The sequence below is a fragment of the Chryseobacterium sp. Mn2064 genome (genome assembly GCF_049319685.1).
In the GTDB taxonomy this organism is placed as follows: Bacteria; Bacteroidota; Bacteroidia; order Flavobacteriales; family Weeksellaceae; genus Chryseobacterium.
Genome location: NZ_JBMOUE010000005.1, coordinates 328827 through 341428 on the forward strand (window position 1 = coordinate 328827; position 12602 = coordinate 341428).

Genomic DNA, 12602 nt, shown 5'->3' on the forward strand with positions numbered 1-12602 from the left:
TGGATTCCTACTTTGAATTGGTTATATCCTGTTTTTTATCGTAAAAAGCATTTTCTACGGTAAAATTGACATCAGCTAGTGAGTAGTTTTCCAAGTCCATTCCAGAAATCTTGTTAAAAGCATCGTAATAGGCTTTTGTTCCTGCTTTCTCTGATAATGTCGGTAAGTCATACGATATATTTCTGCCGTCCTCTACCCATTTAAGAAATTGCATTTCCCGAACTTCTGCCATATCATGTTCTATCTCAAGCATTACAGCATCATTTTGTGATCTTGTATTTGATTCATAAACATTAGGTTGCTGAACTGTATTTGAGGATTTTTGATAGGAGCTTGGTAAAGACGGCTCATAGTTCCTTTGGGAACTCCTACCGTTTGTAATGCTTCCATAATTATTACTGGAATAATTACCTAAACTACTTGCTTGTGGAGTAGGGAAGCTCGGAATTTGACCGAAACTCGCCATACTTAAATATAATAGGAGAAAAACGTATAGTTTTTTCATCATGGATATTAGTTTTTAAGTTATTTTGCGTTTTCCGCAATTTACAAATTTTTCTACGAGTAGTGAAACATATAACCTATATAAGTTTTTCACAAATGTATTTCGGCATAACGACAAAACTTGACGTGTTATATCTTATTTTTAATAGTTCTGATAAGCAAGAAACCAATTAAAAATCGGAAACGCTACTTTCTACTCAAAATGATCTTTAGAGGGAATTTTCGGCATTTCTAAACCTTTTTACTTGTATTGCTTAATCTCTAACAGGCTTAAAAGTTGCAATTTCCCTTAGTATCAGGGCTTTTTCTCTTTCGTGCTTCATAGAGCCTTTTCAGGCAACCCTTACTTGCTTCTTCTTGTATTTTCACTTCTATTTTCACTTCTATTTTACTTGTTATTTCAGTAAAACATATCATGCTTTTACTTGCTTTCGACTTGTTTTATTTTTCCTTTAAAATCTTGATATTCTAAATATACATACTTTTAGAGAGTATTAAAATGTAATCTTATAGGTTCCCATAGAACTTATATCGGCTTTTTCAGCCTTTACATATTTTTTGATCCAACCGATTGATGTTGCTGTAATGCAAGAATCTGAAACCCCTCCTGATCTTCTGGCAGAAACTACATTCCCTGCTTTATCTACGGTATAGGCAATAGTAATAGAACCGTTTGCCGTGCAACTATGAGAAGGTTGTATCCCTCCTCTTCCCATCGTTCCAGGAATATAACCTATTAATTTTCGATCAACCCCAATTCTACCGATGTTTTTATCACCGCCTAAAGGATCTCCTGTATTTTCATTTTGGATTACTTCTTTTCCTCTTCCTTTTATAAGATTCCCAAAGACGAGATTTTCTTTTTCATTCTCAATATTTTTTTCATTTTTATCACTCCGATAATATTTAATTTTTTCCGCCTTCATAAATCCTTCGACATCACGAAAAGTTATCTTATCTAAACTATTGGTAATACTCTGAATATACGTTTTGCTATTTTTACATTTTTTGGAAGTAAAATCAATAACATTTCCGTTATTATCTTTGTATATCTCGGTTTTTTCCAGTTTTTCCGCTTTTACATTAATATAGGAGACGTAATATCTGACTTGGCTCGCACACGTTGTATCTAACAAAAAGAAATCAAGGCTTTTTTCAGCTCCAACCAAGATTCCATCTTCATTGAAGTAATAGTCATAAGATGTTTTGCTATCTCCGATATGCCCCCATAAATCATCAGATTTACTGATATAGACAATTTTATTATTTTTTCTGAGAATTTTATAGAACATTTCCCACTGAAACTCAAATTCCTCCACAGGATTATCAGTTTTACTTTGCTTTATTCTACCGTCAGTCAGTTTAACATACTCAATAACTTTTGACGGCTGATTTTTTAAAACTCCTTTCACAAACGATTTCGTCTGCTTAAATTCGTTTTCATAAGAATTTTGGGAATAAAAAACTGAGAAAATGCACAGATTGATAAGTACGATTAAGTTTTTCATGATTAATTGATTTGTATTGAGTCTTCTTCCAATATTTCATTTTTCTTATTGTCGAATTCATCCTGATAGATTTCGTCCGATTTATATTTATCAGCAGAATAGTTATATGTATTCTCATAAGTAGGGTGATAGGATTCGTTAATTTTGGCTGATTGTTTTCTTTCTTTAAAAATTTCCTCATGTTTTAGGCTTTCATCTTCAAATATAACCTTTGTTAATCCCAATATTCCGTAAGCTGTAATGAGGTTTTCTTTTGAATTTTCGTCTCTGAATACCAATTTTCTCAGGATCACCAAATCTTCCTCATAAATGCCAATATTTTTATATCCTTTTTTTGAAATACTATTCACAATAAAATTTTCAGAACTTTTCTCACTGAGTTCTTCACCAATAAAAATATTTTTAAACGTTTTTATGAGTTGAGGTTGGGAAATCATCATATCATTAACAATCTTATTCTGCATCTTAACCCTATCAGGCTTTAAGAAATAAGCAGAAACGCTAAACAATATGATTATACCAACGATTATATAAAATGAATAACTTTCTCCTGACTGCGTTTTTTGAGTGATGTAAAGGTCATTTACAGCCTTTTTATTAACATCTTTATCACCTGAATCGCGAACCTCATCAGGGAACATGATCGAAATATCCCGTAGTATTTCTAAAGCAAGATCATTATTATATTGTTCAACCATATTAGGAATTCTGAAGAGATCAATGATTGCCCAGATAAAAAATCCTCCTGCGGTAAGAATATACAATATCAGCCAACCCAATTTTTTAAGGTAGGCGTAATGCCATCCTAAAAGAAACCAAAGCAGGTAAGCTATTCCTACAGACTTCTTCCGTCTTTCAAATTCGTTAATAAAGATTTTTTGTTGTTCTGAGTTCAGCTCCCGAAATTTTTTCTGAATCAGATAAGAGAAATTTCCCACGATTAATAGTTAATGCCGCCAGTTCCAGACCGCTTTAAATATAGACATAGAAAAAGCGTGGAACTTAACCGTATTATCACCCGAGGTACTGGTATACCCACACAGACTAATAGGAAAAGCCCACGCATAGCGGGGCGTTTCACTATTTATTTTGTCTGTGTTGAAGATTACCAGTTTTCGGATGAGACAATAAACAGCTTACGCTTTATCGTTGAAGTATTTTATTCTATTTAATTCTTCATATAATTATAATTACATTCTATTTGTTTTTAACATTCTACAAATTTATAAAATTATCCGTAACGGCTTACATCCATTACGCTTCTTAAATTTTTAACGTTTGAGTTTGTATAAATCATCGTATTAGCGATTCTTCTATGCCCCAAAAGCTTACTTACTAAAGGTAGGGATACATTTTTATTGTTTACCAGATAGGAAGCAAAGGTATGCCTTCCTACATGGAAGCTGATCTCTTTATCTATATTACATTCTTCAGCTATTTTTTTTAAAATCCTATTTCCGACCTGATTAGATATTTCGGGAAATACTTTATCACTTGGTTTTTTATTAGTCAGAAATCTTGCAAGTAATGCTCTTATCTGCCTGTTTAGAGGAATATCTACAATATGTTTTGTTTTTAACATTTTTTTAGAGATAATTTTATTGTTCCAATCAATATCGGAGACTTTTAGCGAATATAAATCACCATATCTTAATCCTGTACAGCAGGATAGCAGGAACATATATTTAGTCGCTTTCATAGTAGCGGAAGTCGGTTTAAATTTTAAGATTTTGAGAACTTCTTCTTCATCTAAAAATATAGTCTTGTGATCTGGGGATTTTACTTTTAACGATTTTTTACTCTTATAGGGATTGTCACCCTTAAACTTTTTATATTCAATGGCTTCGTTAATAATACATTTCAAACATTTATGATGATTGTATAGTCCTCCTTCTCCTATTTCTAATTTCTTTAGATAATTATTAAATTTTGTTATAAAAACAGAGTCTATATCTGAAGTGAATAACTTAGCTTTGAAGCTCTTTAACCGTTTCCTTAAAGTTTCATACTTATATACGGTATCTTCGGCTAGTCCGTCTCCTTTCTTCATTTCCAAAACCTCATCAAATACAGCATAAAAATCATTGTTATTAGTACCTTTCAGAAAATTATCTACTAAAGTAAAGGAAAGAGGAATTCCTGCTAATTCGTTCTGACGGAGAAATAACTCCAAATCGGTTTTTTCTTTGGTTATCTTGTCGTTCAAAGGCTTATAGCCTTTTCCTTTTGCCTCTCCGCTTTTCTTATCCCAATCTTTAGGAGCAACGTTTTCGTTTAAAGTAAAGGTTTTCTTTACAGAATTAATGATTACCTGAAGATAAATCGGAGAATTCCCGTTTTTCAAAATTTTATCGGTTCGTAAAATTGGCTTAACCGAAACTTTATTTCCCATGTCGTTATTTTTTAATGAGTACAATTTTATATCCTGTAACATTAAATAATTAGCTAAGATAGATAAAAAATTACAAATTTCAAATATAAAAAATTGATAACCAATATTTTACATAAAATATTTTGCTTTAATTTAAAGATAAGCAAATTCTACGATTGGATTTTACATTTTCTCCCTTTTCTATGCAAAAATAATTCGGGGAGAAAAATAGGGAACTTTTTTATGGCGAAATATGAGCAACCATGACGAATATATTTCCCATATAAACATAAAAAAAGCCCCTAAAATAGAGGCTTTTTAATTTTTAAGGAAAAGTTCGATTTTCCAAAAAGTGGTCCCACCTGGGCTCGAACCAGGGACCACCTGATTATGAGTCAGGTGCTCTAACCAACTGAGCTATAGGACCTCAAAACTTGGTTAAATTTTGTGCTTGCAAAAATAGTAAAATTTCTTTCACTACAAAACTTTTTATTGCTTTTCTTGGCAAAGTTCTACCAACACGCCATTTGTAGACTTGGGATGAAGGAATACAACTAATTTGTTATCAGCACCTTCTTTAGGTTCTTCAGAGATAAATTGAAATCCTTCTTTTTTTAATCTTTTTACTTCTTCAAGGATATTTTCAACGCCAAATGCCAGATGATGGATGCCTTCGCCTTTTTTATCAATAAATTTTGATATCGGACTTTCCGGGTTACTGGCTTCTAGAAGTTCAATTTTACTTTCTCCCGTTTCATAGAAAGAAGTCACAACCCCTTCCCTTTCCACAGTTTCTTTTTTATAGGACTCTTTCCCTAATAATTTAGAAAAAAGCTCATCAGAAATTCCTAAAGATTTTACAGCAATGCCAATATGTTCTAGCTTCATAAATACTAATAAATATAATTAATTCTTAAATTTGATACTACAGCAGAATTTCAAAGTATCAATTCAAACAAAAGTACTAAATTTGCATAAATTATGGAAAGTAACAGACAAAGAAAAGTAGCACAGATCATTCAGGAAGATTTCGCAGAGCTTTTCCGCAAACAGGCTGCTGACAGCAAACAAAGTATATTGGTATCCGTTTCAGATGTAAAAGTAACGGCAGATTTGGGTATTGCTAAAATTTATTTAAGCATTTTCCCGCAGGAATTCCGTACAGCTGTAATGAAGGAAATTGAAGAAAACAAACCTCAGTACAGAAACTTTATCGGCCAAAAAATGGCAAAACAGGTACGTATTATACCACAGCTTAATTTTTATCTGGACACGGCTCTTGATGATGTTGAAAGACTAGACAGAGAACTAAGAGGTGAAGGTGACAATCCTGTTTTATAGATCTTGAAGAATATTGCATTTTACATAGCATCCAGGTACCTTTTGGCTAAGAAAGGCAGTACTGCCGTTACGTTTATTACGTGGCTGGCGGTAGGTGCCATGACGGTTGCTGTGGCTGCAATGTTCGTTATTATCTCTGTTTTTTCAGGGCTTGAGGATCTTAATAAAGACCTTATTTCTAACCTTCATGCCGATTTGACTTTAAAAAGTACTTCAGGGAAAACAATTAAAAACCTTGACGCCGTTAATAAAGTTTTAGGGAACAATAAAGACATCAGAAGTTACTCCCGTGTTATTGAAGAAAAAGTATATATCAGTTTCAATGGAAAAGGAGATATTGCCTATTTAAGAGGCGTTGACTCTGCTTATATCAAGGTAAACCCTATCAATAAAGATGTATTTTATGGAACCTATCCTAGCTTCAGATATTCTAATGAAGTGTTAATGGAAAACAGTCTAGATAACAGACTTTCTATTCCCGTAGATTCTTCCAATCACTATGCAACAGTCTTTATGCCTAAACCAGGTACCGGGATTATTAATAAGGAGGAAGATATTTATAATAAAAAAGATATTCTGGTAGCAGGGGTATTCCCCGGCAAAGATCAGTTGGATAACTACATCATTTCTCCAATTGAATTAACAGAAGAGTTATTGGGATTACCTAAGAAGTCTGCCTATCAAATTGTTATCAAATTAAAAAATCCGGAGAACGCTGATAGTGTAAAACAATCTCTACTTTCTTCTCTTGGAAAAAACATCGAAATAAAAACCAAAGAAGAAGAAAATGCTGCTTTTTGGAAAATGATCAACACAGAAAAGCTTTTCATTTATCTGATTTTTGCCTTGGTAATTTTCATTACAACTTTTAATCTTGCAGGAGCGATCATTATTTTACAGCTCGATAAAAAAGAACAGGCCAAATCTCTTATCTCGCTAGGATTTCCTTTAAGCCATTTAAGAATGACCTATTTCTATACCGGATTGCTCATTGTAATCTCTGGGATTATCACCGGATTACTCTTTGGGACAGCACTTTGCTATTTCCAATTGTACACAGAGTTCTTTAGAGCCAATGAAGTACTTCCTTTTCCCGTGAAAATTGTAGGTAAAAATTATTTCATCGTAGCACTTACCGCTGCCCTATTCGGAATCACTATTTCATGGTTCTTTTCAAAAATAAGCAAAGAGTATATTACTAAAAATTAATATATTAAGACAGCACATTTTGCGAAAATAATCCTTTACGCTTTCATTTTTTTGTACCTTTGAGCCCCAATTTTAAAAAAATGAAACGAATTTTATCAACTTTTCTATTAGGTTTTGCATTTATTAATGCATTTGCTCAAATTCCGGCAGGTTATTACGATGGTGCTGCAGGTTTAACGGGCCCCGCACTGAAGACCAAATTAAGCCAAATAATTTATTTGCCTAATTCATCAGCCATTGGTTATGGAGCCCTTTGGAATGCTTATTACACAACTGATAGAGACGTCTATTACGAGGGAGACAATACTGTTTTGGATATTTATACTGAAGTTCCTAACGGGCCAGATTTTTATACTTTCAACATGGGAACCAACCAATGTGGACAAAACGGTCCTGAAGGAACATGTTACAATAGAGAACACATTGTCCCTCAAAGTTTATTTGGTTCACAAAACCCTATGTATTCGGATGTACATTTTATAAGACCTACAGACAGTAAAGTAAATGGTATGAGAGGATCTTTTCCTTTTGGAAAAGTAGGTACAGCAACATATACTTCCTCAAATGGTTCTAAATTAGGAGCAAGCGTTTCAGCAGGATACACCTCTACAGTATTTGAACCGATTGACGAATTCAAAGGAGACATAGCCAGAATGATTTTTTACTTTGTAACACGATATGAAGATAAACTTTCAACATTCCAATCTGGTAATATGCTTGGAAATACAACATTCCCTGGTTTACAAGCTTGGGAAAAAGATCAGTTATTAGCTTGGCATTTACAAGATCCTGTATCACCTTCTGAAATTCTTAGAAACAATGCAAGCTACACTGTACAGGGAAACAGAAATCCATTTATCGATCACCCTGAATATGCTGTTCAAATCTGGGGGACTCCAGTTGTTGATACAGAAGCTCCTACAATTCCTACTAATTTAATTGCAAATAATCCTACATCAAGTTCTGTTTCATTGGCTTGGACTGCATCAACAGACAACACAGGAGTTGCAGCTTACGACGTTTATGCAAATGGAGTCTTAAAAGCAACTGTCAGCGGAACTTCCATTATAGTAACGGGACTATCTCCGCTTACACAATATACATTCTATGTTATTGCTAAAGATGCATACGGAAACTCTTCTCCACAAAGTGCTACGGCAACAGCGACAACTCTTGACGGACCCGCAGGAGGTGGAAGCTGTGGTACTGAAGATTTCAGCACCATGTTAGATGGTTCATTTCAGAATACTTCGTATGCTACAAGAACATGGACCAACAATAATATAACCTGGACTTCAACTTTAACAAGAACAGACCAAACAATTAACGGTAAAGCTGCATGTACTCAAAAAGGTGTTTTAACAAGTTCACTGATTGGTGGAGGTGTTCAAACTTTAACCTTAACAACCCAGCTTAAATTTAGCGGTAACAATGGTAACTTAAATGTATTTGTAAATGATGTTCAGGTAGGAACGATCCCTTACAGTGCTACAGTAACAACCACAACTATCAACGTGGGTGTAAGTGGAGATGCAGTTATTAAGATCGTAAATCCAAATACTGACAGAGTGGCAATGGATGATCTTAGCTGGACTTGTGCCACATTAGCTACATCTGAAGTGAAAAAAGACAAATCTGAATTCACCATCTACCCTAACCCGGTAAAAAACAACGAACTTTTTGTAAAAGGAGAAAAGCTTGATAAAATTTCAAAAGCAGATATCTATGATCTTTCAGGAAAATTGATTGAAACGATTGCTAACCCTTTCAAAAATTCAAACAAAATCAACCTTAAAGGTTTAGTAAAAGGAACTTACATTCTTAAAACAGATAATTTCTCTACTAAATTTATCATAGATTAATTATTAAAAAATAATTTAAATCAAAGGCCGGATTTCTCCGGTCTTTTTTTTATTTTTGATCATATGGATTCCAATAAAAAATTAGGATTAATAGGACGAAATATTTCCTACTCTTTTTCTAAAAAATTCTTCGAAAACAAATTCCAAAAGCTAATGCTGAAGGATTTCTCATACGATATTTTTGATTTGAGCGAAATTGATGAAGTAGAAAACCTTTTTTCTTCACCCGAACTTTTAGGATTCAATGTAACCATTCCTTATAAAGAAAAAATCATTGATTATCTTGACGAATTGAGTGATGAAGCCGAAAAAATAGGTGCTGTAAACTGCGTACTCATCCATGAAGGAAAAAAAACAGGATATAACACCGATGCCTTTGGTTTTGAAAAAACGCTCTTTTTACATAAAAAACCATCACAGGATAAAGCTCTGATTCTAGGAAATGGAGGCGCTGCAAAAGCGGTAAAATATATCTTGGATAAACATAACATCTCTTCCCAAACAATTTCCAGAAATACGGAGGTCAATTTTGATACTCTTACCGAAGAAATCGTAAAAGAACACAAGATCATTATTCAATGTACTCCGGTAGGTACTTTCCCAAATGTAAAAGAATGTCTGAATTTCCCCTTTGATGCTTTATCTCCGGAACATTTGGTCATAGATTTGATTTACAACCCGAATTACACACAGTTCATCATCAATGCTTCTGAAAAAGGAGCCAAAACTGTCAATGGTTATTATATGCTTGAACAGCAAGCAGAAAAAGCTTGGGAAATTTGGAATTTTCAAAAAAAATAACATAAATTAGTACTTTAATTGGCCTTACAGCTATATAGAAAGGATATTAACGCCACTCACATAAAAGATTTGCTATGACTACAGAAAACAATCTTTCTGAAAACGAAGAAAATAAAATTCCTAACGAAGTATCTCAGGAAACATCAAAAAACACCGTTTCTCATGATGCAGTCCCGCATGAAGATGACACAGAGCATCTGGAAGAGCATGAGGAGGTTGAAATTTCCCTGGCTGATGCGTTAAAGGAAATGGAAAAAATAATCAACACTCCCAATGCAGGAGAGAATTTTAAAAGATTCAACCAGCTGAAGGAGAAAGCAAGTCATTACATCCATGATGAAGTGGAAGATAAAAAGCATGAATATGTAGAAGCGGGAAATGCTGCTGAAAATTTCAGCTACGAGCATCCTTCACAAGCCAAATATTCAGCTTTGGTTAATATTTTCAGAGAAAAGCATGATGACTTCCAAAAAGGACAGGAAGAAGAACAGAAAAAAAATCTGGAACACCGTCAAAGCATCATAGAAAGACTTAAAAATCTTTACACTAGTTCAGAACCGGGAATCAATCTTTTCAAATCGATTCGTGAAATTAAAGAAGAATGGTCAAAAGCCGGTCAGGTGGCAAAATCTGAATTTAAAATTCTTAACAATAATTATTTCCACCATTTGAATCAGTTTTATCAGATGTTGGATCTGAATAAAGAATTTTTGGAGCAGGAATACAGCCACAATCTGGAAAAGAGACAGCATATTATTGCTCGTGCTCAGGAACTGGAAAATGAACCTGTCATTCAAAAAGCGTTAAACGAGCTTCAGTATCTTCACAAACTTTGGAAAGAAGAAGCTGAACCTGTAGCAGAAGAATTCCGTGAAAAAACATGGGAAGAGTTCAAAGAAATTTCCAACAAAATTCATGAAAGAAAATCTGAACTTTCAGCATCCATTGAAAAAGAACAGAATGTAAATCTTGAAAAGAAAAATCAGATTATTGCTGAAATCAAAAAACTTTCGGAACCATCTGAAACGCCTAACCACAACTACTGGCAAAATGCTATTAAAAGAGTGGAAGATCTTCGTTCTGAATTTTTAAAAACCGGAAGTGTACCAAGAAAACTATCCAACCAAAACTGGAATGATTTCAAAACGACACTCAGAGGATTCAACACTACAAAAAATAATTATTACAAATCTCTAAAAGGTTCTCAACAAGCGAATCTGGAAGAAAAACTGAAGCTTATCCAAACGGCTCAGGACAATAAAAATAATGAAGAATGGGACATCTCGGTTCCGTTATTCAAAAAACTTCAGGAAGACTGGAAAAAAATTGGCCACGTTCCCAAAAGCATGACCAACAAAATATGGGATGAATTCCGTGATGCGTGTAATGCTTTCTTCAACAATTACAGAGAAAAAAGCAACACTTCTACCGATAACTGGAAAGAAAACTATAAAAACAAAAAGGCTCTTCTTGATGAACTCAAAATGGTTTCCAACGAAGAAGGAAGCATTGAGAAAATTGAGCAGATCAAAACATCATGGAACAATATTGGTAAAGTTCCGAGAGATAAAATTTCTATCAATACAGAGTTTAATAAGACTTTAAGAGAGAAATTGAAGATCAATAAGATCAATGAGCTGGAGCTTAAAGAAGAAGGCCTATCCGAAAACCAACTTACGGATAAAGCAAGAAAGATTAAAAATCAGATCTCAGATCTTGAAGCAGAAATCGTAAAACTGGAAAACAACCTTTCTTTCTTCAACAAACCATCCAGAGAAAACCCTCTGTTAAGAGACACTTACAACACAATTGATGAAAAGAAAGCTCATCTGGAAACTTTAAAGCAAAATCTCCACAGCATTATTGCAGGAGAATAAATCTTAACAAAATAAATAAAGGCGGAGCAAAGCAATTTGTCTTCGCTTTTTCTTTTTACAAAATATATGAACAACGACGAATTATATATCAAAAGATGTATTGAACTGGCTCAAAAAGCATTGGGCAACACATATCCTAATCCACTTGTAGGAAGTGTAATTGTACATAATGGGGAAATCATTGGTGAAGGATATCATCATAAAGCAGGAGAAAACCATGCAGAAATTAATGCGATCAATTCCGTTGAAAACAAAGATTTGATTCCTGAATCTACCATTTATGTTTCATTGGAACCTTGCGCTCACTATGGAAAAACACCTCCATGTGCTTTAAAGATAAAAGAATTGGGATTCAAAAAAGTGGTAATAGGCGCTATGGATTCCCACGATAAAGTAAACGGAAAGGGAAAAAAGATCATTCAGGATGCAGGTATTGAAGCAATATCAGGAATTCTTGAAAAAGAATGCATTGAACTTAATAAACGATTTTTCACCTATCACGAAAAGAAAAGACCTTATATCATCTTAAAATGGGCGGAATCTGGTGACGGATTTTTAGACAAAGATTTCAAACCCACTGCAATTTCCAATACTTTGGTCAATCAATTTGTTCATCAGTTAAGGGCAGATGAACATGCAATTTTAGTAGGAACTCATACTGCATTCAATGACAATCCGAGTTTAACGGTTAGGAATGTGGAAGGAACAAATCCTGTCAGAATTTTAATTGACTTTGATTTGAAAGTTCCCGGCAACTTCAATATCTATAATAAAGAAGCAAAGACCTTGGTTTTAAATTCCGTTAAAGAAGGAACAGAGGACAATATTCAGTTTATTAAAATCAACAAAGAGAATTTTCTTCCTGAGCTCACGGAAGCTTTATACAAAGAACAAATCCAATCCGTCATTATTGAAGGGGGAAGTTTCACTTTACAAAAATTCATTGATGCCAGACTATGGGATGAGGCCATTGTTATTAAGAACAAAAATCTATTATTAGCAAATGGCACAAAAGCCCCTAAATTTGACCATACAGCTACGAAAACAGAAATCTATAGAGATAATTCAGTTTATTATTTTGAATTAAAATAAAAGCATTTTATCACCGTTAAATGAAATAATAGTTTTC

11 protein-coding genes and 1 tRNA gene are annotated in these 12602 nt (G+C 33.8%); 6 read left to right on the forward strand and 6 right to left on the reverse strand.

What is annotated here, in order from left to right:
• Positions 1–7: 7 nt before the first annotated feature.
• From ACL9RH_RS19145 to mce, 6 genes are all read right to left on the reverse strand, one after another.
• On the reverse strand, positions 8–508 hold the full coding sequence (locus ACL9RH_RS19145) for a hypothetical protein (protein ID WP_422694933.1): 501 nt from the start codon (positions 506–508) through the stop codon (positions 8–10).
• Positions 509–998: 490 nt separating this feature from the next.
• Positions 999–2012: a hypothetical protein gene (locus tag ACL9RH_RS19150; RefSeq protein WP_422694934.1), complete on the reverse strand. Its 1014-nt coding sequence runs from the start codon at positions 2010–2012 to the stop codon at positions 999–1001.
• A gap of 2 nt (positions 2013–2014) precedes the next feature.
• Positions 2015–2950 carry a TM2 domain-containing protein gene (locus tag ACL9RH_RS19155; protein ID WP_422694935.1) on the reverse strand — a complete coding sequence of 312 codons (936 nt, stop codon included), beginning with the start codon at positions 2948–2950 and terminating at the stop codon, positions 2015–2017.
• A 293-nt stretch (positions 2951–3243) separates the two neighbouring features.
• Positions 3244–4404, reverse strand: coding sequence for a tyrosine-type recombinase/integrase (locus ACL9RH_RS19160; RefSeq protein ID WP_422694936.1), 1161 nt, complete (start codon positions 4402–4404; stop codon positions 3244–3246).
• A 332-nt stretch (positions 4405–4736) separates the two neighbouring features.
• Positions 4737–4810: transfer RNA gene (locus ACL9RH_RS19165), tRNA-Ile, on the reverse strand.
• Between the two features lie 62 nt (positions 4811–4872).
• Positions 4873–5271, reverse strand: a complete 399-nt coding sequence (gene mce / locus ACL9RH_RS19170) for a methylmalonyl-CoA epimerase (protein ID WP_422694937.1) — start codon at positions 5269–5271, stop codon at positions 4873–4875.
• A 93-nt stretch (positions 5272–5364) separates the two neighbouring features.
• Here mce and rbfA point away from each other — a divergent pair, with 93 nt between their 5' ends.
• The 6 genes from rbfA to ribD all read left to right on the forward strand — a co-directional run bounded on the left by rbfA (position 5365) and on the right by ribD (position 12565).
• Positions 5365–5724, forward strand: a complete 360-nt coding sequence (gene rbfA, locus ACL9RH_RS19175; RefSeq protein WP_065396629.1) for a 30S ribosome-binding factor RbfA — start codon at positions 5365–5367, stop codon at positions 5722–5724.
• Positions 5725–5727: 3 nt separating this feature from the next.
• Positions 5728–6933, forward strand: coding sequence for an ABC transporter permease (locus ACL9RH_RS19180; protein WP_422694938.1), 1206 nt, complete (start codon positions 5728–5730; stop codon positions 6931–6933).
• An 80-nt stretch (positions 6934–7013) separates the two neighbouring features.
• The gene (locus tag ACL9RH_RS19185; RefSeq protein WP_422694939.1) at positions 7014–8795 is read left to right on the forward strand and encodes an endonuclease; all 1782 of its coding nucleotides are present in this window, start codon (positions 7014–7016) and stop codon (positions 8793–8795) included.
• 63 nt (positions 8796–8858) lie between these two features.
• On the forward strand, positions 8859–9596 hold the full coding sequence (locus ACL9RH_RS19190) for a shikimate dehydrogenase family protein (RefSeq protein WP_422694940.1): 738 nt from the start codon (positions 8859–8861) through the stop codon (positions 9594–9596).
• A gap of 74 nt (positions 9597–9670) precedes the next feature.
• Entirely contained in the window at positions 9671–11473 is a 1803-nt protein-coding gene (locus tag ACL9RH_RS19195) for a DUF349 domain-containing protein (protein ID WP_422694941.1), read from the forward strand.
• 66 nt (positions 11474–11539) lie between these two features.
• Entirely contained in the window at positions 11540–12565 is a 1026-nt protein-coding gene (ribD, locus tag ACL9RH_RS19200) for a bifunctional diaminohydroxyphosphoribosylaminopyrimidine deaminase/5-amino-6-(5-phosphoribosylamino)uracil reductase RibD (RefSeq protein ID WP_422694942.1), read from the forward strand.
• Positions 12566–12602: the final 37 nt, after the last annotated feature.